The 25,183-nt window shown below is 40.0% G+C and carries 25 protein-coding genes, 1 tRNA gene and 1 pseudogene; 24 read left to right on the forward strand and 3 right to left on the reverse strand.

The annotated features are described in order from the left end of the window. Positions 1-17: 17 nt before the first annotated feature. Positions 18-623 (forward strand): DNA-directed RNA polymerase subunit delta, encoded by a 606-nt coding sequence (gene rpoE / locus BN1875_RS10285; RefSeq protein WP_048604752.1) that lies wholly within the window; start codon positions 18-20, stop codon positions 621-623. Positions 624-850: 227 nt separating this feature from the next. Here rpoE and BN1875_RS10290 read toward each other — a convergent pair. Continuing rightward, a tRNA-Arg gene (locus tag BN1875_RS10290) sits at positions 851-922 on the reverse strand. Between the two features lie 54 nt (positions 923-976). Here BN1875_RS10290 and rpoN point away from each other — a divergent pair. From rpoN to BN1875_RS10330, 8 genes are all read left to right on the forward strand, one after another. After that, positions 977-2,296 (forward strand): RNA polymerase factor sigma-54, encoded by a 1,320-nt coding sequence (gene rpoN / locus BN1875_RS10295; protein ID WP_048604753.1) that lies wholly within the window; start codon positions 977-979, stop codon positions 2,294-2,296. Positions 2,297-2,515: 219 nt separating this feature from the next. Next, positions 2,516-3,553 carry a sugar-binding transcriptional regulator gene (locus tag BN1875_RS10300; protein WP_048604754.1) on the forward strand — a complete coding sequence of 346 codons (1,038 nt, stop codon included), beginning with the start codon at positions 2,516-2,518 and terminating at the stop codon, positions 3,551-3,553. Between the two features lie 41 nt (positions 3,554-3,594). Next, positions 3,595-4,596, forward strand: coding sequence for a type I glyceraldehyde-3-phosphate dehydrogenase (gene gap / locus BN1875_RS10305; protein WP_048604755.1), 1,002 nt, complete (start codon positions 3,595-3,597; stop codon positions 4,594-4,596). Positions 4,597-4,710: 114 nt separating this feature from the next. Continuing rightward, on the forward strand, positions 4,711-5,901 hold the full coding sequence (locus tag BN1875_RS10310) for a phosphoglycerate kinase (RefSeq protein ID WP_048604756.1): 1,191 nt from the start codon (positions 4,711-4,713) through the stop codon (positions 5,899-5,901). A 67-nt stretch (positions 5,902-5,968) separates the two neighbouring features. Then, positions 5,969-6,724 carry a triose-phosphate isomerase gene (gene tpiA / locus BN1875_RS10315; RefSeq protein ID WP_048604757.1) on the forward strand — a complete coding sequence of 252 codons (756 nt, stop codon included), beginning with the start codon at positions 5,969-5,971 and terminating at the stop codon, positions 6,722-6,724. 117 nt (positions 6,725-6,841) lie between these two features. Further along, positions 6,842-8,140: a phosphopyruvate hydratase gene (eno, locus tag BN1875_RS10320; protein ID WP_048604758.1), complete on the forward strand. Its 1,299-nt coding sequence runs from the start codon at positions 6,842-6,844 to the stop codon at positions 8,138-8,140. Between the two features lie 175 nt (positions 8,141-8,315). Further along, positions 8,316-8,687 carry a hypothetical protein gene (locus tag BN1875_RS10325; protein WP_048604759.1) on the forward strand — a complete coding sequence of 124 codons (372 nt, stop codon included), beginning with the start codon at positions 8,316-8,318 and terminating at the stop codon, positions 8,685-8,687. A 167-nt stretch (positions 8,688-8,854) separates the two neighbouring features. Continuing rightward, positions 8,855-9,697, forward strand: a complete 843-nt coding sequence (locus tag BN1875_RS10330) for a restriction endonuclease (RefSeq protein WP_048604760.1) — start codon at positions 8,855-8,857, stop codon at positions 9,695-9,697. 133 nt (positions 9,698-9,830) lie between these two features. Here BN1875_RS10330 and BN1875_RS10335 read toward each other — a convergent pair whose 3' ends face one another. Then, the gene (locus BN1875_RS10335; protein WP_048604761.1) at positions 9,831-11,447 is read right to left on the reverse strand and encodes a SulP family inorganic anion transporter; all 1,617 of its coding nucleotides are present in this window, start codon (positions 11,445-11,447) and stop codon (positions 9,831-9,833) included. A 348-nt stretch (positions 11,448-11,795) separates the two neighbouring features. Here BN1875_RS10335 and BN1875_RS13925 point away from each other — a divergent pair, with 348 nt between their 5' ends. The 6 genes and pseudogenes from BN1875_RS13925 (at position 11,796) to BN1875_RS10360 (ending at position 15,992) form a co-directional block, all read left to right on the forward strand. Continuing rightward, complete coding sequence (locus BN1875_RS13925; RefSeq protein ID WP_053082158.1) at positions 11,796-12,011, forward strand: DUF1694 domain-containing protein; 216 nt, start codon at positions 11,796-11,798, stop codon at positions 12,009-12,011. 12 nt (positions 12,012-12,023) lie between these two features. Further along, positions 12,024-12,140: pseudogene (locus tag BN1875_RS13930) on the forward strand (hypothetical protein); the annotation flags it as partial. A gap of 256 nt (positions 12,141-12,396) precedes the next feature. Continuing rightward, on the forward strand, positions 12,397-13,341 hold the full coding sequence (locus BN1875_RS10345; protein WP_048604762.1) for an ABC transporter permease: 945 nt from the start codon (positions 12,397-12,399) through the stop codon (positions 13,339-13,341). After that, positions 13,338-14,294, forward strand: a complete 957-nt coding sequence (locus tag BN1875_RS10350) for an iron chelate uptake ABC transporter family permease subunit (protein ID WP_048604763.1) — start codon at positions 13,338-13,340, stop codon at positions 14,292-14,294. Before BN1875_RS10345 ends, BN1875_RS10350 begins: the two co-directional genes overlap by 4 nt. After that, positions 14,291-15,049: an iron ABC transporter ATP-binding protein gene (locus BN1875_RS10355; RefSeq protein WP_048604764.1), complete on the forward strand. Its 759-nt coding sequence runs from the start codon at positions 14,291-14,293 to the stop codon at positions 15,047-15,049. The genes BN1875_RS10350 and BN1875_RS10355 overlap by 4 nt, the downstream gene beginning before the upstream one ends. A gap of 10 nt (positions 15,050-15,059) precedes the next feature. Continuing rightward, entirely contained in the window at positions 15,060-15,992 is a 933-nt protein-coding gene (locus BN1875_RS10360; protein ID WP_048604765.1) for a siderophore ABC transporter substrate-binding protein, read from the forward strand. Positions 15,993-16,038: 46 nt separating this feature from the next. Here the strand turns inward: BN1875_RS10360 and spxB are convergent, their stop codons facing one another. After that, entirely contained in the window at positions 16,039-17,760 is a 1,722-nt protein-coding gene (gene spxB / locus BN1875_RS10365) for a pyruvate oxidase (protein ID WP_048604766.1), read from the reverse strand. Positions 17,761-17,988: 228 nt separating this feature from the next. Here spxB and BN1875_RS10370 point away from each other — a divergent pair, with 228 nt between their 5' ends. The 9 genes from BN1875_RS10370 to atpE all read left to right on the forward strand — a co-directional run bounded on the left by BN1875_RS10370 (position 17,989) and on the right by atpE (position 24,993). Beyond that, positions 17,989-18,933: an alpha/beta hydrolase gene (locus BN1875_RS10370; protein WP_048605327.1), complete on the forward strand. Its 945-nt coding sequence runs from the start codon at positions 17,989-17,991 to the stop codon at positions 18,931-18,933. A gap of 123 nt (positions 18,934-19,056) precedes the next feature. Beyond that, positions 19,057-19,329: a (4Fe-4S)-binding protein gene (locus tag BN1875_RS10375; protein ID WP_048604767.1), complete on the forward strand. Its 273-nt coding sequence runs from the start codon at positions 19,057-19,059 to the stop codon at positions 19,327-19,329. Next, positions 19,329-19,604 (forward strand): GNAT family N-acetyltransferase, encoded by a 276-nt coding sequence (locus BN1875_RS10380; protein ID WP_048604768.1) that lies wholly within the window; start codon positions 19,329-19,331, stop codon positions 19,602-19,604. The genes BN1875_RS10375 and BN1875_RS10380 overlap by 1 nt, the downstream gene beginning before the upstream one ends. Positions 19,605-19,736: 132 nt before the next feature. After that, a complete protein-coding gene (gene secG / locus BN1875_RS10385) occupies positions 19,737-19,973 on the forward strand; it encodes a preprotein translocase subunit SecG (RefSeq protein WP_048604769.1) in 237 nt (78 codons plus the stop codon). A 181-nt stretch (positions 19,974-20,154) separates the two neighbouring features. After that, complete coding sequence (locus tag BN1875_RS10390) at positions 20,155-20,919, forward strand: alpha/beta hydrolase (RefSeq protein WP_048604770.1); 765 nt, start codon at positions 20,155-20,157, stop codon at positions 20,917-20,919. Further along, positions 20,919-23,243 carry a ribonuclease R gene (gene rnr, locus BN1875_RS10395; protein WP_048604771.1) on the forward strand — a complete coding sequence of 775 codons (2,325 nt, stop codon included), beginning with the start codon at positions 20,919-20,921 and terminating at the stop codon, positions 23,241-23,243. The genes BN1875_RS10390 and rnr overlap by 1 nt, the downstream gene beginning before the upstream one ends. A 14-nt stretch (positions 23,244-23,257) precedes the next feature. Further along, the gene (smpB, locus tag BN1875_RS10400) at positions 23,258-23,719 is read left to right on the forward strand and encodes an SsrA-binding protein SmpB (RefSeq protein ID WP_048604772.1); all 462 of its coding nucleotides are present in this window, start codon (positions 23,258-23,260) and stop codon (positions 23,717-23,719) included. A 310-nt stretch (positions 23,720-24,029) separates the two neighbouring features. Further along, complete coding sequence (gene atpB / locus BN1875_RS10405; protein ID WP_048604773.1) at positions 24,030-24,749, forward strand: F0F1 ATP synthase subunit A; 720 nt, start codon at positions 24,030-24,032, stop codon at positions 24,747-24,749. A 31-nt stretch (positions 24,750-24,780) separates the two neighbouring features. Further along, positions 24,781-24,993 (forward strand): ATP synthase F0 subunit C, encoded by a 213-nt coding sequence (gene atpE, locus BN1875_RS10410; RefSeq protein ID WP_048604774.1) that lies wholly within the window; start codon positions 24,781-24,783, stop codon positions 24,991-24,993. Positions 24,994-25,183 lie beyond the last annotated feature (190 nt).

The raw sequence follows: 25,183 nt of genomic DNA on the forward strand, positions 1-25,183 counted from the left end.
GAAAGGACGTGTCCTAATTGGAAATTAATGTTTTTGAAGGTGTCAATAAAGACGAATTGTCTATGATTGAAGTTGCTCACGCAATTTTAGAACAACGTGGCGATGTCATGGAATTTTCAGATTTGGTCAATCAAATCCAAACCTATCTGGGAAAATCAGATAGTGTTATTCGTGATTCATTGGCACAATTTTATACTGATTTAAATATTGATGGCAGTTTTATTTCTCTAGGAGACAATCGCTGGGGCTTACGTTCATGGTACGCGATCGATTCTATCGATGAAGAAGTCAATCATGGTATCGATGAAGAAGACGAAGATACTCCCCGCAAACGCAAACGGAAAAAAGTCAATGCGTTTATCAGTGGTGATGACGATGCCATCGACTACAATGATGATGATCCAGAAGATACTGATTTAGTAGATGATGAAGATGATAAAGAATTGTACGATGACGACGATGACGAAGATGAAGAAATCGCGGCATACAATTCTGATTTGCAAGAAATCGGCGCAGACGAAGATACGGATGACGAAGAAGAAGTGCCAGGCAACATCGAAGAAGATTTGACGATCATTGATGATGACGACGAAGATGATTTTGATGATGAGGAAGAAGAGTAGCGAGAGCTATTCTTTTTTTCATGGTGCTGAAGAAAACGGATAAGTATGAAAGCGACCCCTGGGATAGCAGTAAGACTATTGCAGGGTGTTTTTTTGACTGAATTTGTTTATAATGAAGAAAGCAACTAACTGTCAAGCAGGACAAAATTGGATGAATTAAGTAATTGTCAAAAAAAAAGACACTCTTCAATTGAAAAGTGTCTGCCAGTTCATCCAGATAAATGGTACGCGTCCTGAGGGAATCGAACCCCCGTCTCAAGAACCGGAATCTTACGTGATATCCACTACACTAAGGACGCATCGAACGAATATTAGTTTATCGAATTTTAAGAGAAATTACAAGGGGAAAATCAATGAAATTTGAACAAAGTTTTTCACAACAGCAAAAACAGACACAAAAACTGGCGATGACCCAGAGATTACAGCAGTCTATTCAGGTTTTGCAGTTTTCTATTGATGAGTTGACCGAGTTTGTCGAGGCCGAAGCCTTGGAAAATCCATTGATTGAAATTTCTCAGCCGAATTATACAATGAACTATTCCAAGCCACGATCCTCAACGGGAAAAGAGATGGAATACCTCAGTCAAATTCCAGATACGACGATTTCTTTATTTGAATATTTACTGGATCAAGTGCATCTCAATTATCGTGATACCTATTTGCGAACATTGGTCCTTTTTTTAATCGAGCATATTGATTTAAATGGTTATTTGAAACTTTCGTTGGAAGAAGCGCAAGAAAAAACCGGAGCAACGAGTATTCAAATGCTGGATGCGTTGACTTTGATTCAACAGCTTGATCCTGCTGGCGTTGGTGCCAGAGATTTGCGGGAATGCTTGATGTTGCAGATTGAACGGGACGATTATGCGCCGGAACTGGCGTATATTATGCTGGAAGAATCTTTTGAAGAATTGGTTCATCGGAAATGGGAGCTGATCGCCAAGCATTTTGCCATCACGTTGCAAGAAGTCCAACAAGTTTTTGATTATATTCAAACTTTGACTCCCACACCGGGGGCGGCGTTTGGATCGACAGAAGGCTTGTACATCATTCCAGATCTATCAGTGAAGATAAAAGATGGACAGCTTCGCTTGACTTCGAATCGTCAAGGAATGCCGGAAGTCAAATTCCAACAGCATTATTTTGATCAGATGGCTAAAAATAAAGAACCGGAAGTTCTCAAGTATTTAAAAGAAAAGCAACAGGATTTTGAATGGCTGCAAAAAACCATTCAGCAACGAGGCGACACGATTTTACGCGTGGGGGAAGCCATCATCCGTCATCAGCAGGATTTTTTCTTTGATGAAAAACGTCCCATCAAACCGCTAATTTTAAAAGAGGTTGCTGAAGAGCTTGCGATTCATGAATCAACCGTCAGTCGGGCCGTTAACGGAAAATATCTCGAAACGGAATTTGGTGTGTTTGAATTAAAAACCTTTTTTAGTCAGAAAGCAACTAATCAATCAGAAACCGGGGAAGATTTATCCACCGCAACGGTAAAACAACGCTTAAAGACCTTGGTAGGAGAGGAAGACAAACGCAAGCCCTTGTCTGATCAAAAATTAGTTGAACTGCTGGAAAAAGAAGCAATCGCCATCTCGCGGCGTACGGTTGCCAAGTATCGTGATGCCCTTGGAATCCCTAGTTCATCAAAAAGGAAAAGATTTGATTGATTTTTTTCAGAAAATGATTTACGATACACCACGGAGTAAAAATTGCGCTGTGGTGTTTTTGTTTTCAGAAAGCGAGAAGTTTTTCAGTTGCGTAATACCCGGTAAAGTGATACTATTACCTGTGTGAGATTGATTTTAACAAATGTTCAATTTTTTTTACATTGGACGGGTCGGTTTAAGTCTATGACGGACAAAAAAAGTCCCACGGAGGAGTTTCTCATGCTTGATGAATTAAAAATGATTGAAGCAGTTGCTCCAGACATCTTATCGGTGTTGCAGGAACGATTCAAAATTCTGCGCAATATCTATTGGATGCAACCGATTGGCCGACGAAATTTGGCGGAAAGTCTGGAATTGACCGAGCGAGTCTTACGAACCGAGACGGATCTGTTAAAAAAACTCCAATTAATCGATTCATCCAAAAGCGGAATGACCTTAACGAAAAAAGGCGAAGAAGTTTATGCTTCGCTGAATAAAGTGATGGATCAACTGTTTGGGATGCACCAACTGGAAAAACGGTTGGCAGATTATTTTGGTAATGAGCGTTGTCTGATTGCTTCAGGTGACAGTGACCAGCAAAATAAAGTGGTGACGAAATTTGGCGATTTGCTGAATGAATCGTTAGAACTGCTGCTTCCAGAAGGCAGAAATATTATTGCTGTAATGGGCGGTACCACGATGGCGACGGTCGCAGAAAGTTTGACGAACCTTGAAAGCAAGCAACGGCACAATTTATTTGTTCCTGCTCGCGGTGGAATTGGTGAAGCAGTTACCGTGCAGGCCAACTCAGTAAGTGCTGTGATGGCGATGCAGACAAACGGGGATCACCGCGCACTATACGTTCCTGAACAATTAAGTTCAGCAACCTATGATTCTTTGTTGCAAGAACCCTTGATCATTGAAGTCTTAAACTTGATAAGCAAGGCAAATTGTGTTATTCATAGTATTGGACGGGCGTTGCACATGGCGGCGCGTCGAAAGATGACTGAGAGCGAGATTTTGATGCTCAAACAAAATAACGCAGTGGGAGAATCATTCGGCTACTTTTTCGATGAATCGGGAAAAATCGTTTATAAGGTTCCTCGAATCGGATTGCAGTTGAAGGATTTACAGCATATTCCCATTATTTTGGCAGTCGCTGGCGGAAAGAGTAAAGCCAAAGCGATTCATGCCTATATGAAAAATGCACCAAAACAAACGTGGCTCATCACAGATGAAGCTGCTGCTAATGAGATTTTAAAAGGGGCAACCCTTTAAAAATAAAAATTTTTTTGATTTTCATAAGGAGGAAATCTTAAATGACAGTTAAAGTAGGTATTAATGGATTCGGACGTATCGGACGCTTAGCATTCCGTCGTATCCAAGATGTAGATGGAATCGAAGTTGTAGCAATCAATGATTTAACAGATGCTAACATGTTGGCTCACTTGTTAAAATATGATACAACACAAGGACGTTTCAACGGTACTGTTGAAGTTCACGAAGGTTCATTTAACGTTAACGGCAACGAAGTTAAGGTTTTAGCTAACCGCAACCCTGAAGAATTACCATGGGGCGAACTAGGTGTTGACATCGTTCTTGAATGTACTGGATTCTTCACTTCAAAAGAAAAAGCTGAATTACACTTAAAAGCTGGCGCAAAACGTGTCGTTATCTCTGCTCCTGGTGGAAATGACGTTCCAACAATCGTTTATAACGTGAACCATGAAACATTAACTGGTAAAGAAACAGTTATCTCAGGTGCTTCATGTACTACTAACTGTTTAGCTCCTATGGCTAAAACTTTGAACGACAAATTTGGTATCGTTGAAGGCTTGATGACAACAATCCATGCTTACACAGGTGACCAAATGACTCTTGATGGACCTCATCCTAAAGGCGATTTCCGTCGTGCCCGTGCAGCTGCAGCAAACATCGTACCTAACACAACTGGTGCTGCTAAAGCTATCGGCTTAGTAATCCCTGACTTGAACGGTAAATTAGACGGAGCAGCTCAACGTGTTCCTGTTGCAACTGGTTCATTAACTGAATTAGTTACTGTTCTTGAAAAAGACGTAACAGCAGACGAAGTAAATGCAGCAATGAAAGAAGCTTCAAACGAATCATACGGCTACAATACAGATGCAATTGTTTCATCTGATATCGTTGGCATGACTTACGGTTCATTGTTTGACGAAACACAAACAAAAGTTCTTTCAGTCGGCGGCAAACAACTTGTTAAGACTGTTGCTTGGTATGACAACGAAATGTCTTACACAGCACAATTAGTACGTACCTTAGAATACTTCGCAAAATTATAAGATTCACGTACAACTGTAGAACCAAACATTGCACGATGAAAGCGGGGAAGCGACGCGCTTCTCCGCTTTTTTTATGAAAATTTGAGTAATCTACTTTTTGGGAGGAAAACATCCATGGCGAAAAAAACAGTTCAAGATATCGATTTAAAAGATAAAAAAGTCCTTGTCCGTGTTGACTTCAATGTTCCTTTGAAAGATGGCGTGATTGGTGATGATACTCGTATCAAAGCTGCATTACCAACAATCAACTATGTTCTTGAACAAGGCGGAAAAGCAATTCTGTTCTCACACTTAGGCCGTGTGAAAACTGAAGAAGACAAAGCAGGTAAATCTTTGGCTCCTGTGGCAAAACGTTTAGGCGAATTGCTAGGCAAAGAAGTAACCTTCGTTCCTGAAACTCGTGGTGCAAAATTGGAAGCAGCAATTGCTGATATGAAAGACGGCGATGTTGTTGTCTTTGAAAATACCCGTTTTGAAGATGTTGATGGCAAAAAAGAAAGCAAAAACGATGCAGATTTAGGAAAATACTGGGCTTCTTTAGGCGACGTATTTGTTAATGATGCGTTCGGAACAGCTCACCGTGCCCATGCATCAAACGTAGGGATTGCTTCAACCGGTATCCCAACAGTTGCCGGTTTCTTGATGGAAAAAGAAATTAAATTCATCGGTGAAGCAGTTGAAAATCCAAAACGTCCAATGATCGCAATTCTTGGCGGAGCAAAAGTTTCTGACAAAATCGGCGTAATCGAAAACTTGATTCCTAAAGCAGATAAGATTCTTATCGGTGGTGGAATGACCTATACATTCTACGCAGCAAAAGGTATCAAAATCGGTAAATCATTGGTTGAATCAGATAAAATCGAATTAGCTAAAAGCTTGATTGAAAAAGCTGGCGACAAACTTGTTTTACCAATTGACAACGTTTGTGCAACAGAATTTTCAAATGATGTCCCAACAGAAGTAATTGAAGGAGATATCGCTGATGACGTGATGGCTTTAGACATCGGTCCAGCTTCTGTGAAATTATTTGCGGATACATTAAAAGGCGCTAAAACAGTTGTTTGGAACGGACCTATGGGTGTGTTCGAAATGTCTAACTTTGCAAACGGCACGATTGGTGTTTGTGAAGCCATCGCTAACCTTGAAGGCGCAACGACCATCATTGGCGGCGGCGACTCAGCAGCAGCAGCAGAACAACTTGGTTTTGCGGATAAATTTACTCACATCTCAACAGGTGGCGGAGCAAGCTTAGAATTACTTGAAGGTAAAGTATTACCTGGACTTGCAGCAATTAACGATAAATAAAACGATTCTATTTAGGTAGCCTGATTACAGGCTGCCTAAATGGTGTGTAAAAAAAGGAGTGCAAATTATGCGTAAACCAATCATTGCCGGTAACTGGAAAATGAACAAAACTGCAGCAGAAGCAAAAGAATTTGCAGAAGCAGTCAAAACAAAAATTCCTGGAAATGACAAAGTGGATTCCGTTATTGGTGCACCTGCTTTATTCCTACAAGAATTAGCAGAAGCAGCTAAAGGAACTGAATTACAAATCTCAGCACAAAACTGTTTCTGGGAAAATGCTGGTGCTTACACTGGTGAAACTTCACCTGCTGCGTTGGCAGATCTTGGCATCCAATATGTGATTATCGGTCACTCTGAACGTCGGGAATATTTCCACGAAACAGATGAAGACATCAACAAAAAAGCAAAAGCAATTTTTGCAAATGGTATGTTGCCAATTCTTTGTTGTGGCGAAACATTAGAAACGTATGAAGCAGGCAAAACTGCAGAATGGATTGAAGCACAAATCACTGGCGGTTTGGCAGATCTTTCTGCTGAACAAGTTGCCAGCATGGTGATCGCTTATGAACCAATCTGGGCAATCGGTACTGGCAAATCTGCTGATGCAACAATTGCAGACACAATCTGTGGCGTTGTTCGCCAAACAGTTGAAAAACTTTATGGCAAGGAAGTTGCTGACAAAGTACGTATCCAATACGGCGGTTCAGTAAAACCTGAAAATATTGCTGAATATATGGCAAAAGAAAATGTCGACGGTGCATTAGTCGGCGGAGCAGGCTTGCAACCAGATTCATTCCTAGCTTTATTAGATGCTGTAAAATAATCTGAGTACTTGCTAAGATAAAAGGGTTTCTATTTGCAGAAACAACGAAAGTTAACTAAAATTGTTCGTAAGGGTGAATCCCTTTAGATAAAACAAACCCAAAGGAGAGAAACAAACATGTCAATTATTACTGATGTTTACGCACGCGAAGTCCTTGATTCCCGTGGTAACCCAACAATCGAAGTAGAAGTTTATACTGAATCAGGTGCTTTTGGTCGCGGAATGGTTCCTTCTGGAGCTTCAACTGGTGAATACGAAGCAGTTGAATTGCGTGACGGCGACAAAGCTCGTTATGGCGGAAAAGGTGTAACGAAAGCTGTCGAAAACGTAAACAATATCATCGCAGAAGCTGTTATCGGCTACGATGTTCGTGACCAAATGGCTATCGACAAAGCAATGATCGCTTTAGACGGCACTCCTAACAAAGGTAAATTAGGCGCAAATGCTATTCTTGGCGTTTCTATTGCGGTTGCTCGCGCTGCTGCAGACTATTTAGAAATTCCTTTGTATCATTATTTAGGCGGATTCAATACAAAAGTATTACCAACTCCAATGATGAACATCATCAACGGTGGTTCACATGCTGACAACTCTATCGACTTCCAAGAATTCATGATCATGCCTGTCGGCGCACCAACATTCAAAGAAGCTTTGCGTATGGGTGCAGAAGTATTCCACGCTTTAGCTGCAATCTTGAAATCTAAAGGTCTAGCTACTTCAGTTGGTGACGAAGGTGGTTTCGCTCCTAACTTAGGTTCAAACGAAGAAGGTTTCGAAGTAATCATCGAAGCTATCGAAAAAGCTGGCTATGTACCTGGTAAAGACGTTGTTCTTGCTATGGATGCTGCTTCTTCAGAATTCTACGACAAAGAAAAAGGTGTTTACGTTTTAGCTGATTCAGGCGAAGGCGAAAAAACAACGGAAGAAATGATCCAACTTTACAAAGATTTAGTTGCTAAATACCCAATCATCTCAATCGAAGACGGATTAGACGAAAACGACTGGGAAGGTACGAAGAAATTAACCGAAGCTTTAGGCGACAAAGTTCAATTAGTTGGTGACGATTTATTCGTTACAAACACTGAAAAATTAGCTAAAGCAATCGACATGGGCGTTGCAAACTCAATTCTGATCAAAGTAAACCAAATCGGTACTTTAACAGAAACTTTCAACGCTATCGAAATGGCGAAAGAAGCTGGCTATACTGCTGTTGTTTCTCACCGTTCTGGTGAAACAGAAGATTCAACCATCTCTGATATCGCTGTTGCAACAAATGCTGGACAAATCAAAACGGGTTCTCTTTCACGTACTGACCGTATTGCTAAATACAATCAATTACTACGTATCGAAGACCAACTTGGTGAAGTTGCAGAATACAAAGGTTTGAAATCTTTCTACAACTTGAAAAATAAATAAGCCATTACGCTTGTTTACTTGATTGAAAAAGCCTGTGAGAAGAAATTCTCGCAGGTTTTTTTGTGTCAAAATGAGGGAGGCTATTGAGAATTGATAAGTGTAAAAGGTCGGTAGGTAGCCATAAAATTGAAATATGATACTATGTAGGTAACAAAAGCAGAATGGAGGAAAAAATTTGAAAATTATTACTAATAGTAATTGTAATAATTCGCCAAAGAATAAATTTATTGAAACGTATTCAATTAATCTGTTAACAAAGAATCTAACGGAATTACAATTAGACTCAACAAGTCACCTGTCCATAGTCCTGCCCGATGGAAAGGAAATCAAAAATTTAGCAGATCTAGAACAATGGAGCATGGAAGCAGAGACTGTAACTTCTATTGCATCTGTTTCGCATGGAAAGCAAGCCTTCTTCTTAGCGTTATTAACCAATAAAAATAAAGAAAATTATTTTACAATCTATTACGAATTTGAAACATTTAAGGCAAAAAAAATAGAAAAAATAATATTATTTGAAGGACATATGTTGAATAGAATTTCATAAATTGATCTGTTCAATGTGGTAAATATAGGTTTCCCAGTAAAGATAGTTATAGCCGCCAGGATTCAAAAACGTCAGAACATTGATGTTTTTGAACCGTGATTTACTTATATTGTTTTGTAAGAAAGCAGAAGTTCTGGTTTCTTATCGTTTTGGAGGAGTAGATAGTAGTGAATTTACCGACATATGAAGAATTGTATCTATATACTTTACAAGTATTAGCTGATGGATCGCCAAAAGTTATCAAAGAAATTAGAATAGAAGTTGCAAATGTATTGAACTTAACTCAAGAACAAATAAATTTTCGGCTTGAATCGGGAATCATTCAGTTCAATAATCGATTAGGCTGGTCGTTATCTTATTTAAAACAGGCGGGAGCTGTTGTAAGCCCTAGTCGTGGAATTTATCGTATTACTGATGTGGGTTATAATTTGCTGAAAGAGGATTTTGTTGATAATAAGAAGTTAATGCAGTTTGAATCCTTTAGAAAATTTAAGAATAAGTCGCGTGGAAATGCTGATACAGAAGATCCAAGCAACGATGAGGAAACTCCTGAAGAAGCAATTATCAGCAAAGTAGCGTTAATTGATGCAGAACTCAGAGAAGATATTCTTGCGAAAATTCTTGAAAACTCTCCCTTTTATTTCGAAAAAATTGTGCTGAAGCTACTAAATGCAATGGGGTATGGTGATGGTAGTTTATTGACAGCCAAAAGTGGTGATGGCGGTATTGATGGGATCATCAATGAAGATCCATTAGGCTTTCATAATATTTATGTTCAAGCAAAACGTTGGAATCCTACAAGGACAGTTGGACGTCCTGAAATCCAAAAGTTTAAAGGTGCAATGGATGATAAATATGAAGGCTTAAATCAAGGTGTATTTATTACAACAGCTAAATTTTCTAATGAGGCAAAAGAATACGTTAATAATTTGAAACTAGCTAAAATTATGCTAATAGATGGTGAAAGATTAGCCAAAGAAATGATTCGCCATAAAGTGGGTAGACGTTAAGCAAATTATTGAAGTACATGCAATTGATTTGGATTTCTTTACAGAGGATGAGTAATTCGATTTGACCACAGCTGATAACGTAAGAGAATATATCAAAAAAGAGCTTGGGACTTATGTCCCAAGCTCTTAGGATCTAATATTCTTGATGCAATGCATGAAGTGCATGAGCAACGGTTGGATGTTGGATAGGACGATCCGTATTTTTTTGCCAAAGTTGTTGGAATTGTTTTTCTACTTCTGGCTGCATCGAAGTAAAGACTAATTTTTGATCGTGCAACGCAGCGATTGAAAAGTAATCAGCAAAAGTATCTAACGCGGTCAAGTCGATACTAGGTACACCGCGAAGTGAAAAGATGAGGCCTTCTTTATCTACGACTTGATCGAGTTCTTGTTTTAATTGATTGGTAGACATGAAGAATAATGGTCCAGTAATATAGATAACCGCCCAATCAGAACCGACAGTAGAAGGTGGCAAATTAATTCTTTGCCAATCGATCTCTTCTGTGATGATCGAGATTTTTGCACTTTTAGCGATAAAGAAAATGCAGCTGAAAATAATGCCGATAACAATCGCGATACTTAAATCAAAAACGATCGTACTCAACATCGTAACAGAAAACAACAACAGCGCGGTTCGATTTTTTTGGCGAATCATCGTTTTGATCGTGGACCATTCATGCATCCGCCAGCTTGTGATAAGCAAGACGCTGGCAAGTGCGGCCATCGGTATCTGTGACATAACTGGAGCAAAAATAATCATGGATAAAAATAAGAAGAGTGCGTGAAAAATTCCAGCCAATCGTGTTTGGGCACCTGATTTGATAGCTACGCTAGTTCGTGCAATTGCTGCCGTTGCGGGAATTCCGCCAAAAAAAGGCAAAATAATATTGCCGATTCCTTGAGCAATTAATTCTTGGTTGCTGTCAAGATCTTTTCCGGTCATTCGTCCGGCTGAAGCACCGCAGAGCAGACTTTCAATCATTCCTAACATCGCGATACTGACTGCGGGCAAAAATAATTGCTTGATCAAGGGAAGATCGATTGCAGCAAAATTCAGTCGTTCATTTGTCAGCAATGAGGTGGGGATCTTGCCCACTTTTGCTACGGGTAATTTAAAAATGAAGGCAGCGATAGTCGCTAGAATAATTGCTGCAAGGGAAGCTGGTAAAACTTGGTTCCATTTTTTGGGATAAAAGATCAATATGAATAAGATGATCAGTCCTAATAATAAAGTAGGTAAATGCGGTGTAAAATCTGTTTTATAACTCAGCAATTTTGCGATAGCTGTCTCGCCGACAGAGGTCGTACCTAAAAAGTTATCGATTTGTCCTAGTGCGATAATAATGGCGATTCCTGAAGTAAAGCCTGTGATAACCGGCGAAGGAATAAAGGAAGTAAGTGTACCTAGTTTGAATAAGCCTGAAAGCAATAACAGGATTCCAGCAATGAAGGTGGCGACTAATACGCCTGCGAGCCCTTGTGCGGCGATGATCCCCATCAAAATGGCGGCCATGGCACCAGTCGGACCAGAGATTTGATAAAATCCGCCAGACAAACTGCCAATCACAACACCAGCAATGATAGCTGTGATCATTCCAGCTGCAGCATCTGCGCCGCTGGAAACACCAAAGGCTAACGCTAACGGCAATGCGACAGCAGCGACCGTCAATCCAGCCAATAGATCTTTTTGCAGTTTGTCCTTTGAATAATGGTGAAACTCTTGTTGTAACAAATTTTTATAACGCTTGATTGTAAAACACTCCTTTTTGAAAATACGACAAAAGCCCGTTTATTGACGGGCTTTTGATAAAAATTTTTTTAAACCATCTTCAACTATAAGATAATCCAAATAAAAGTACAATGGTTTTTGGATAGTTTTTCTGTGAAAGGGATTTCTTATTAGCTTGGCAAAGTGTCAGTAAGTTTTTTTCTTTTTTGACATACTGATTTTAAAGAAAAAACTTATTCATAAGGAAGTGAATAGATTGGCAAAAGATGAAGTGCAGCAGCACTTAGATAAAGGACGTTATGGCTCTCGCCACGAATCAATCCAGAGGAGCAGAGAAAATACTTGGGAACATTTCGGGAGCGTTGCTGTGTGAGTATGGCCGTAGGAGAGATGCGTAATAAACAAGATCAACAGAATTTGGTCGAAAAGATCAAGCAACATCCTGATGGGAAATTATTGATCAATGGTGCAGTCTCTGAAGAACTGCAACGTGTTTTTATTGATCTGGCTTCAAAAAATGCCGCTGATTTTACGATCGTCAATGATGCAACTGCCGAATCAGAAGGGAGTATAGAGAGTATATAGAAGAAAAAAATCACAGGTAGTACTGACCGTATTGCAAAATACAATCAATTATTACGTATCGAAGACCAATTGGGTGACGTTGCAGAATACAAAGGTTTGAAATCTTTCTACAACTTGAAAAATAAATAATTATTTTTGAGTGAATAAATCTAAAAGCTTCTTCTTTTACTGTTATCAGAAAAAAGAGAAGCTTTTTTTGTGTCAAAAAGATGATGGTTAGTTATTATAATTGGATGCATCTTATGAAAGAGAAACTGTTAATGGCTATTATTAGCAAATTTATCAATTTTAATTCAAAATCCTGTTGAATTATTTGTTTTTTTAACATAAACTAAGGTGACGAGAGTGATAATCATTCTCAATTAAAAAAGAAAAGGCAGTGACTATGAAAAAAATCAGTTTTCTCGTTTTGGTGGTATTGTTTTTCGTTTCACTGTTTATCGGTGTCCATGAAGTGACGTTCGCAGATATTCTTGCAGGAAATGAAATAGAATGGTTTTTGCTTATGCAAACACGCATACCTCGAACCATTAGTTTGGTGCTAGCGGGAGGAACATTAGGGGTATGTGGAATGATCATGCAACATATGATGCAAAATCGTTTTGTATCAGCAAATACGATTGGTATGATGGATAGCGCCCGTTTGGGAATTCTATTGGTGATGCTCTTTTTACCCAATCATTCTATTTTGCTTCGTTCTTCGGTGGCTTTTCTTTTTGCTTACGCCGGCGTTTTATTATTTCTGGGATTGCGGTGTTGGCTGCCGAAAGGCGATCAAATGATTCTCCCTCTGACCGGAGTAATGTTTGGCAATATCATTGGTTCGATTGCTACTTTTTTTGCCTATCAATTTCAATTGGTGCAAAATGTTTCTTCCTGGATGCAGGGAAATTTTTCCACTGTCATGCAGGGGAGTTATGAGTTGTTGTATGTGACGATTCCGGTTTTCCTTCTTCTTTATTATTTTGGATACCAGATAACGATTGCAGGTTTGGGAGAAACAACGGCAAAAAATTTAGGAATGAATTACCAAGTGTTGCAATGGGGAATTTTTGCTTTGGTTGCTTTAGGGAGCAGCGCTGTTTTAATCATGGTGGGAAATATTCCATTTCTTGGTGTGGTGGTTCCGAATCTGGTTTCCCTATTCTATGGAGATCATTTAAAAAGCACGTTAGGTATGACAGCCATCACGGGTAGTATTTTTCTTGTATTCTGTGATATTTTAGCGCGAATCATTATCCCGCCTTATGAAGTTCCAGTAAGTGTCGTGGTGGGAGTTCTAGGTGGTGGATTATTCATATTCTTATTGCTTTGGAGGAAACGTAAATGAATCGCTGGTTGAAAAATAAAATGGTGTGGTTGTTTCTGATTCTGTTAGTGTTGATTTTATTTTATCTGACCTACCAGACTTATGGAAATTGGGCGTTTGCCCTGCGTTTACGGGGAAAAAAGATTACCGCTTTTTTATTAGTGGCTGTGGTTTCTTCGATTAGTACCATTGTTTTTCAGACACTAACGAGAAATCAATTTTTGACCCCAGGGATTTTGGGACTGGACAACCTTTATGTCATGATTCAAACGTTGTTGTTCTTTTTTGTAGGCGGTGTCACAATGTTAAGTCAGGAAACGACGAGCTTGTTTTTAGTGAACATCGGAATTATGGCAGTGCTCAGTGTTTTATTTATTGGTTTTTTTATGGACAAGCATTCAGGGGAATTGTTTTTATTATTAATGGTGGGAATGATTGCGGGAACTTTTTTTTCCAGTATCAGCAGCTTTTTACAAGTGATTATGGACCCGAATGAATACGATTTGCTGCAGGGACGCCTTTTTGCCAGCTTCAGCAATGTTCCTAGTCAACATTTGCTCATGGCAGCAGTGTTGATTTTTGGCTGTAGTCTGTTCTTTTGGCTGGTCTCACCTGAACTAGATGTTCTGCACTTGGGAAGAGATCATGCCGTGAATCTGGGAATTTCTTTGGCGGCCTTTCAAAAGTGGTGCTTGTTGGGGGTCGCTGTAATGACCGGAACAGCCACTGCATTAGTTGGCCCCACCATTTTTCTTGGTTTTATTGTTGCTACCCTCAGCTATCAAGTTTTTCAAACGTTTCATCATCGCCAGCTTTTTATTGGCGGTTTTCTGATTGGCAGTATTCTCTTGATTGGCGGACAATTTTTGGTGGAGCAAGTATTTCAATGGACAACGACTATTAGTACCATTATTCAATTTATCGGTGGAATTTTCTTTATCGGAAAAATTTTGTCAGAAAGGAAACGTGGATGATTTCAACAGAAGGACTTTCAAAAAAATATCAGGGAAAAATGGTCTTGCAGGAGATTGATTTAGAAATTCCTCAAGAGCAACTGGTGGCATTCATCGGTCCAAATGGTGCTGGAAAAAGTACCTTTCTTTCCCTTGTCAGTCGTATCCAACCACAATCAAGTGGAGAAATTTATTTGGATCATGGAGAATTACGAACTTGGCGATCAAAAGAGTTGGCAAAAAAGTTGGCAATTCTAAAGCAGAGCAATGGCATTCAGCTGAATATCACGGTTCGAGAACTGGTGGCATTTGGACGGTATCCTTATAGTCGTGGGAAATTGACTGAAAATGATCAGCAGATTATTCAACAGGCCATCCAGCAAATGTCTTTGCAGGAAATGGCAGAACAATCAATCCATACGCTATCTGGCGGACAACTTCAACGGGTGTACATTGCGATGATTTTGGCTCAGGATACTGAGTATATTTTATTTGATGAACCGCTGAATAATTTGGATCTGAATCACGCCAACCAAATGATGCATTTACTGAAAGATTTGGTTCAAAAGGAAAAGAAAACCGTAGTAATCGTTTTACATGACATCAATTTTGCTGCCGGATTTGCCGATCATATTGTGGCATTGAAGGAAGGAAAACTTTTTGCCTCAGGGTCAACCACGGAAATCATTCAGCCGGAAATCATTAATCGGCTTTACGGAATGAAAATAAAAATTTGTGAAATCGAAGGGAAACGCTTTTGCATGTACTTTCAATAGGAGGAAAAAAATGAAAAAAATGATAGTAGGAAGTTTAATCGCGGCCGCCTTTGCTTTGACTGCTTGCGGGAGTCAGGGGGCAAAAGAAAGTGTCGCCGCCAAACCAGCAGAAATAACAGTGACGGCTGCCGAAGGAGAGACCACTGTTCCCCTGAACCCAAAAAAAGTAGTTGTTTTTGACAATAGCGCTATTGATACGATGGATGCTTTGGGTGTAGGAGATCGAATCATCGGTGCGGCGACAACGAACATGCCGGATTATCTAGAAGCCTATCAAACGGTAGATTCTGCTGGTGGGATAAAAGAACCGGACTTGGAAAAAATCAATCAGATGCAACCGGATCTAATCATCATTTCCGGTCGCCAGAAGGATTTTGAAAAGGAATTGTCCGCCATCGCTCCTACGCTGTTTTTAAGTGTAGATGCAACGGATACTTGGCAGTCAATCCAGAATAATATTTTAACAATCGGAGAAATTTTTGATAAAAAAGAACTAGCAGAAGAAAAAATCACTGAACTTTCACAAAAAATTACAAAAACAAAAGAACAGGCAGAAGTAACTGAGGAGAAAGCCTTAATTGTTTTAGTAAATGAAGGCAGTTTATCTGCTTATGGAATGGGTTCACGATTTGGTATTATTCACGACACATTCGGGTTTCCAACAGCAGATGATAACATCGAAGCCTCTACCCATGGACAAAGTGTTTCCTATGAATACCTGTTGGAAAAAAATCCTGATATTCTTTTTGTGATCGACCGCACCAAAGCAATCGGTGGAGATACGAGTGAAAGTCAGCTTGTTGAAAACCAACTGGTGCAACAAACGAATGCCGGTAAAAATGGAAAGGTGATCAATCTTGATCCCCAAGTTTGGTATCTGTCAGGCAGCGGGTTAGAGTCTCTTGAAATTATGTTGGAGGATGTCAATCAAGTTTTTGAGTAAACAAAAAGTCTATGCGAGCTTGAATCGCATAGACTTTTTTTCTCTTTTAGTGAAGCAACTCTGTCAAACTGGGCATGTCGGTCACTTCATAGCGTTCTTGGAATTTTTTGATTTCTTCGGAACTGAATTTTTCGGGATCTAATTCCAGTGCTTCAACAGGCAATGGACGATCATCGGCGATTTTCACGTCGATAACGACAGGACGATCAGAATTTTTCGCTGCTTCAAAAGCAGGTGCCAGTTGATCGTAAGAAGTAATCGTAAAGCCTTTTGCACCTAATGCTTCACCGACTTTACCAAAGTCAGCATCTTGTAAAAGTACGCCAAAATAGGCTTTATTTGTGTCTTCTTGTTCGGCTTCAATGAAACCTAATGAATCGTTCGTCAAAACGATGTTGATGATAGGCAAATTGTATTTTACTTGAGTGATTATGTCTTGCATGTTCATTGCAAATCCGCCATCACCGGAGATTGTAAAGACTTGGCGATCAGGATAGCTTAATTGGGCTGCGATTCCGCCAGGAACACCATAACCCATCGTAGCGAACCAGCCAGAAGTCGTAAAGGCTTGTTTGCCATTCATTTCCAAATGACGCACAGAACTTAAGGTAACATTGCCGACATCGACAACGAAAACTGCATCTTCTTCAGCGATTCGATTGATTTCTTTGAAAACTGGTTCTGGACGTAAAGGAGCACGATCGTCGTCGTAAAAACTATGACGCCATTGATGCCAGTTTTTGATATTTTCCTGATTGGCTTGCAGCCAATGATCCGCCGGACGCGGGTCACCGTTTGCAATCAAGTGCTCAAGTGCCGTAGCGGCATCACCTAAAACTGCAACATCTACTGGATGACGGCGGCCAAATTTTGATCCATCGATATCAATTTGTACGAATTTTGCTTCAGGATTAAAGAAATAAGTACCGAAGGGAAAATTACTACCGACGAATAAAATCAAGTCCGCGACTGCCAACGCTTCATTGGCGGGTTTTGTCGCTACCCGAGCCGCAAAACCTAAAAAGTTTTCATAGGATTCTGGTACGATTCCTTTTCCTAAAACTGCGGAGGCTACCGGCATACTAAAGTGTTCAGAGAAATTTTTGACGGTTTCGAAATGTCCCCGTAAGCCTTGTCCAATATAAAGCACGGGTTGTTTCGCTTCCTTGATCAAAGGCAGAACTTTTGCTAGTTGTTCTTCTGTTGGCATTGGCAGACCTGTTTGATGCGTATGGGCAGTAGAAATAAAGGTATCCTCGATGGCTGCAAAACCATAATCCACAGGAATAGTTACGACAGCGACACCTTTTTGTTCATAGGCAGCTTTGATGGCTTCGTCAATAACATGAGGCAGACTTTCCGGTGTCATCACGGTTCGGTTATAAATGCTGACATCTGCAAACATTGGATTTTCATTTAGTTCTTGAAACGCATTGTAGTTCATTGAAGTCGAAGGAACTTGTCCTAATAATGCTAAAACAGGAACGCTGTCCATTTGAGCGTCATACAGACCGTTGATCAAATGCGTTGCACCGGGACCAGCTGAACCAAATACTGCCCCGATTTTGCCGGTTAATTTTGCATCTGCCGCAGCAGCGAGAGCGCCGGCTTCTTCATGGCGAACTTGGATATATTTCACTGCTTGGCGTTCTTCATAAAGTGCGTCCATCGTTGAGTTAAAGGAGCCTCCAGGAATACCATAAATATGATCGATTCCCCAATCTGCCATAACTTTGACCATTGCGACACTTGCATTGATTTTTGACATAAATGATCACTTCTTTCATGATTTTTATGGTGCCATTGTAATCCTAAAAAATCGTTTGTTCAAATATTCTTACTCAAAGTAAGTAGACTTTTTGGAAACGTTCTTATTACAAGTATATCGTATTTCAAAAAAATTAACTTATTTCAAACATTCACAGGATTAATTGCCGGAACTTGAAAGAAAATGCTAAACTGAAATAGAAAGGCGAAGGGATGAAGGATCATGTGGATGATAGTACTTATTATTGTTGGACTAATTCTCGTGCTGTTTGTGGCGGCAAGATTTTATTTGCGTCATTGGGCACGTTTTTTTACAGATGCTGTTCTTCAACGGCAAAATCAGTGGTATTTAGAAGAAGGGCATCACTTATTGAATCCAGACTGGCAAGCTGGAGAGTTTACTCCGCAAGAGGAGGCGTTTTGGCTTTTGGGAAAAACATGGCGTTGCACAACAGCTGATGATCTGGAATTGAAAGCCAAGGCTTTTGTACAACCGTCGAAAACTTGGGTAATCTGTGTTCATGGGTATCGCAGCAATGGCTTTCAAGATATGTCGGATGTTGCCGCTTATTATTATCAGAAAGGGTATAGCGTGTTAGTACCGGATTTGCGTGCTCACGGTCAAAGTCAAGGAGAAATCATTGGGTTAGGTTGGCTGGATCGTTTGGATTTGATTGAATGGATTCAGCAAGTTTTGACCAAAGAACCGGAGGCGGACATTTTACTGCATGGCGGTTCTATGGGAGCTGCAGCGGTTTTGATGGCTAGCGGAGAAAAGCTGCCGGGAAATGTGAAAGGGTTGATTGCCGACAGCAGCTATACTTCTGTTTACAGCGAATTTTATTGGATGCTGCAACGCTTGACCAAATATCCCGTGAAGCGTTTCATGGTTCTTGCCAACAGCTATGCCAAAAAAATAGCCGGTTATTCCTTGCGACAAGCATCTGTAACACGACAATTGGGTAGCAATCATTTGCCGGTTTTATTTTTACAAGGGGCAACAGATCAGTTTGTACCGGTAAAAGAAACCGCAACCTTGATGGAGGCCACCGCGGGAGAAAAAATCTTGAAGATTTTTGATAACGCAGGTCATTTACAAGCAAAAGAATTGTATCCGGAAGAATACTGGCAAACCATCGAAGATTTTATCACTGATTATTTAGAAATCTCTTGATAAGACAGCGAAATAATCGCTATCCATCGATTTAATTGTTCTAGCAACTGTCCTTGGAACAATTAGTTGTCACTTTTGAAAGTTACTGTTAAAATGTAGGCAAAAGTGAGGAGGCGCTGGGTGATGGAGGGAAATAAAATCGGCTCGGTTGAAGTAACAGAAGAGACGTTATTAGCAGAAGGGTATCGCAAATACTCTGGCGAAACCGTAGATATCTATTACAATAAAGAGATTTGTGCCCACGTAGGAAATTGTGTTCGTGGAAATCCAGAAATATTTGAAGTAGGCCGCCGTCCGTGGATCATTCCGGATAATGGGATTGCAGATCATGCGGTTCAGGTTATTAATACCTGTCCAACAGGAGCGCTCAAATATATTCGAAGGGACGAAAAGTAATGGAAATCAAAGAAGAAAAAAATCGGTTTGCTTTGTACAATGACGAAGGGGAAGAAATCGGTGAAATGACCTGGGCAGATGCAGGAGAAGAAATCATGATCATCGATCACACCTTTGTTGATCCAACCTATCGCGGGCAAAAACTGGCGGAAAAATTAGTTCGCAGTGGTGTCGATAAAGCACGTCGCGATGGTCTGAAAATCATACCGCTGTGTCCGTTTGCCAAAAAAGAATTCTCCGAAAAAAGCGAGTATCAGGATGTTTTGCGAAAATAAACGATAAAAACATGTAGTGAGTCTGTTGATCCTTGTCAACAGGCTTTTTTGAAAGACATCTTTCTATGGAAAAAAAAGCAAGAGTATGCTATCTTATAAAGGATGACTTCTAAAATTGAGGAGGACAGTTTTGTGTATAATTTAATTGTCGGAGTAGTAATTGTTTTATCTATTCTAATGGTCATTGCGATCATGATGCAACCAAGCAAACAAAATAGCGCAGCAAGTGCTTTTACCGGCGGTGCAGATCAGTTGTTTGGCAAGCAAAAAGCACGGGGATTTGAAGCCGTGATGCAACGCTCAACAGCAATCATGGGTGCTGTATGGTTGATTTTACTTTTTGTATTAGTGTATCTATCTTCTCATTAATCAGAGAAGAAGTCAGGATGAGCAAGAGGTTCATTTCTGAGAATAAAACCAATAGGTGAAGCACAAATCAACAGAACGATTGACTTGTGCTTCACTTTTTTTATGCAAAAAAATCCTTAAATGCGAGAAGCTGAGTGCTTTAGCAAAAGTATGGTAAAATTGGGGTTGCGAGGTGGAACAAATGGGAGTAAAACAAAATTTACCAAAAACACTTTTTAGTGAAAAAGGGCCACGAGCAGTTTTACTGCTGCATGCGTATTCAGGCAGCCCAAATGATGTGCGGATGCTGCATCGCTTCTTAGAAAAACACGAGTATACGGTCTATTCACCGATGTTTAAAGGACATGGTACGCTGGAACCGCTAGATATTTTACAAGAATCACCGGAGATCTGGTGGGAAAATGTACTAGAAGCTCTTGCGTTTTTAAAGGAGAAAGGACATCAGCAAATTGCTGTGTTCGGTTTATCTATGGGCGGAATTTTTGCGATGCAGGCATTGACGACAAAAGATCGTGCAATTATTGGTGGTGGGGCGTTTTGTTCGCCAGTCTTAAAAACAAACAATACGGTACCGGAAAGTTTTGTGACTTATGCACAGCAAGTGTACAAGTATAGTCAGCTTACAGAAGCGCAATTGGCAGACAAACTGGCAACAATAAAATCCGGTGTAGCACAGCAATTAACTACCATCGAAGCATTTGGTGAGCAAACAGGAAGTCAGTTGGTCAATACGAATAGCCCGGTTTTCTTGGCACAGGGGGGGAAAGACGAGATGATTGATCCGAAAACGGTCTTTCAAACCGCTCAGCAACTCCTGCAAACCAAATTGACCTTGAAATGGTACCCTAACAGTGGACATGTAATCACTGTCGATCCCGTACATAAAAACTTTGAGCGAGATGTACTGGACTTTATCGAAGCACTCGCTTGGAATGAGGGAAATTAGTGAAGAATATTAAAGAAAAAATTTTGCTGTTTATTGAAGAAAACAGTAAAAAAAGTTTTTCAGCTGAAGAAATCGCTGAAGGACTGCAGTTACAAAAAGGGGAAGATTTTAAAGCCTTAGTGCAGACAATTGCCCAAATGGAAAGAGAAAAAACTCTCGTATTTACTAAAAAGGGAAAAATCAAATTACCGCAGAAACAAATTTTAGTCGAAGGGATTTTCCGAGGAAATGAACGAGGCTTTGGCTTTGTAACGGTCGATCCAGAGGAAGAGGATATTTATATTCCTAAAGAAGCAACGGGTTACGCAATGGATGGGGATACTGTCGCAATTGATATCATGAAGCCATCAGATCCTTTTGGAGATCGGGGAGCGGAAGGAAAAGTTGTGGAGATTCGACAACGGAGTATGACACAAGTCGTTGGTGAATTTACCCTGTTTCCAGAAGATGAAATCAAGGAAACCGATTTGTATGGGGTAGTAGTTCCCAAGGATAAAAAAATCAGTCACTTAAGTGTGTACGTTGCAGCAGAAGGCGTCCGCCCTGTAGACGGCAACATTGTGATTGTGGAGATTTCTCATTATCCGGAAAAAGGGTATGCTACTAGTTTAGAAGGTATCGTCAAACGAGTAATCGGACACAAAAATGATCCTGGAATGGATATCTTGTCTATCGTTGTAGCCAATGGAATCCCTACTCAATTTCCGGAAGAAGTTTTGACAGAAGCTGATCAAGTCGCCGATCAAATTGATCCAGCTGATTTTCCAGAACGTCGAGATTTGCGGAATCAACAAATCGTTACCATTGATGGTGAAGATGCAAAGGATCTGGATGATGCGGTTACGGTGCGCAAATTAGAAAACGGCAATTATTTTCTAGGCGTCCATATTGCGGATGTTTCTTATTATGTGACTCCTGACAGCAAGTTGGATGGCGAAGCATTCGAACGGGGAACCAGTGTCTATCTGACGGACCGTGTAATCCCTATGTTGCCGCAACGGCTTTCTAATGGCATCTGTTCGTTGAATCCCCATGTTCCTCGGCTGACAATGAGCTGTGAGATGGAGATTGATGCTGCCGGAAAAATCGTTTCCTATGATATTTTCCAAAGTATCATTCAAACAGCAGAACGGATGACCTATACGGCAGTTAATGAGATTCTTGCAGGAAAAGAAGAAACTCGAACCCGCTACGCAAAATTAACAACAATGTTTGAAACAATGGCAGAATTGCATCAGATTTTAGAGACAATGCGGACCAATCGCGGAGCTGTCTCATTTGAAGATCGTGAAGCAAAAGTTTTGGTTGATGAGAAAGGGCATCCTTTAGATATCCTTCTTCGTGAACGAGGTATTGGAGAGCGGATGATTGAATCCTTTATGCTGGCAGCCAACGAAACAGTGGCGCAACATTTTTCCAAACAAAAATTTCCCTTTATTTATCGTATTCACGAGGAACCAAAAGAAGACAAATTGCGTCGCTTTTTCGATTTTGCCGCTGCAGTCGGTTTAGTCGTCAAACAGTCCAAAGGGTCAATCACACCTAAGGATCTGCAAAAGGTAGTGGAAGATGTTGCAGATAAGCCGGAATCACCGGTGATCAATACCATGCTATTGCGGAGCATGCAACAAGCCAAATACTCCGAAGAAAATTACGGGCACTACGGATTGGCGGCGGAATATTATACGCATTTTACTTCCCCAATTCGCCGATACCCAGATTTGATTGTTCATCGCTTGATTCGTTCCTATACAGAGGATTCCTCAGAAGAAAATCAGCAACAATGGGCAGAAAAATTGCCGGATATTGCTGTGCATAGTTCTCAAATGGAACGTCGGGCAGTTGAGGCGGAACGTGAAGTTGACAGTATGAAAAAAGCCGAATTCATGGCGGATCATATTGATGAAGAGTACGATGGAATCATTAGTTCCGTCGTGAAATTTGGTATTTTTATCGAGCTGCCAAATACTATTGAGGGTATGATTCATATCAATGCACTGAAGCAGGATTACTTCCACTTTATTGAAAATCATTTGGCCTTGGTAGGAGAACGAACGGGTTTGACCTTTAAAATTGGGCAAAAAGTACGAGTCAAAGTCGTGAAAGCTGATCCGGAAACACGGGAAATCGATTTTGAGTTGTTGTCCGCTGAAGAAGTCGAACCAATTCAGCAAGCCCGTAAAAAACCAAAACGGCGTAAAGTAGGCAGTGATGAGAAAAAAGAACGCTCTTATAATAAGAACCGTGGCGGCGCAAAAGGAAGTATCAAAGGAAAGAAAAAGAAGAAGCCATTTTATAAAGGCATCAAGAAAAAAGGTAAATAACTGGAGGTAGACCTATGCCAAAAGGTGAAGGAAAATTGATTGCGCAAAATAAAAAAGCACGCCATGACTATACTATCGTTGATACGATGGAAGCCGGAATCGTTTTGCAGGGAACAGAAATCAAATCGATTCGTAATAGCCGAATCAATTTAAAAGACGGTTTCGTTCGGATTCGTAATGGAGAAGCTTTTTTATCAAATGTGCATATCAGCCCTTATGAACAGGGGAATATTTTTAATCATGATCCACTCCGCACACGGAAATTATTGCTTCACAAAAAGCAGATTGCCCGGCTAGTGGGAGAAACACAAAGCAACGGTATGACGATCGTTCCCTTGAAGGTGTATATCAAAGACGGGTATGCCAAAGTTTTGATCGGGTTAGCAAAAGGGAAGAAACAATATGACAAGCGGGAAACGCTGAAACGAAAAGATCAAGAAAGACAGATCAAACGTGCCCTCAAAAATTTCTCATAGAATTCTTATAATGTTTTTTTCAAATCTGATGGTTATTGCTTTCTAAAGTTGATGATTTTTGATAGCATTTACTCAGAAGATACTTGTATATCAACTTCCAATTTCAGGAAAGAGGATACATTATCTTTTCTTATTATACCTATTTGAAAATGCTATTATTCAAATGAGCAAATTTGTCTAATTTTTGCTGAAAATGTTTTGAAATTTTTCAGTGGTGGTGGTATGATACCGATTGGTTATCAACCTACTGGCATTACAGCAATTATTAACCAGAAGTCTCTGGAACTTGTGGGAAAAGAGGTGAGAAATATTGGAAGACAAATCACTAATGTTTCATATTGGTCCAATTTGGTTTGACGGTACGGTGACCTTGATGGTAGCAATCACGTGTATTATCGTATTCGTCTTAGTTTTTGCCTGTACGAGAAATCTACAGCTCAAACCAAAAGGCAAACAGAATTTTATTGAATGGGTGATCGACTTTGTCCGCGGGATTCTTTCTGATAACTTACCCGGAAATGAAGTCAACAACTTTCACTTGCTTTCATTGACTATGTTCCTGTTTGTTTTTGTTGCCAATGAAATTGGACTTGTGACAAAAATCGTGACTCGTGATGAGATCACTTTTTGGAAAAGCCCAACTGCTGATCCATTTGTAACACTTACTCTTGCATTGATAATGATCTCTTTAACGCATTACTTTGGGGTAAAGAAATTTGGATTAAAAGGGTATATTACGAATTCTTATTTTAAGCCGGTCAGTTTTTTACTGCCTATCAAAATTATCGAAGAATTCACAAACGTAATCACATTAGGATTGCGTCTCTATGGTAATATTTTTGCGGGTGAGGTTTTATTAGGCCTGATCGCAAGTATGATGAACCAAGTCGGATGGATTTCTTTACCTTTCGTTATCCCTCTTGAAATGATTTGGATCGGTTTCTCATTATTTATTGGTGCCATTCAGGCATACGTGTTCGTCACTTTATCTATGGTATTTATGAGCCATAAGATTGAGGCAGAAGAATAAACTAGGACTTACAATTAGGAGGAAAAAAATTATGAATTTTATCGCAGCAAGTATCGCAATCGTCGGAGCAGCAATCGGGGCAGGTTATGGTAACGGAAAAGTTATTTCTAAAACGATTGAATCTATGGCACGCCAACCAGAAATGGCAACACAATTACGTTCAACTATGTTTATCGGTGTAGCGCTAGTCGAAGCTGTTCCTATTCTAGGTGTGGTTGTTGCTTTACTTCTAGTCTTCCGTTAATTAAGAAGAGAGGCAGAACTGTTTGATATCCGTGTTCTGCTTTTTTGCATGATTCTTGAGACAGACAATTTTGAAGAAAAACAATTTTCACTGAAAGTATGAACAGGATGTCAGTCCCCCTTTTTCCATGATGTTTAATGGAATGAGATAGGGCGTCTGGAATGTGGAAGGGATTTTGAAAAAATTTCCT

The organism is Enterococcus massiliensis (assembly GCF_001050095.1).
Lineage (GTDB): Bacteria > Bacillota > Bacilli > Lactobacillales > Enterococcaceae > Enterococcus_C > Enterococcus_C songbeiensis.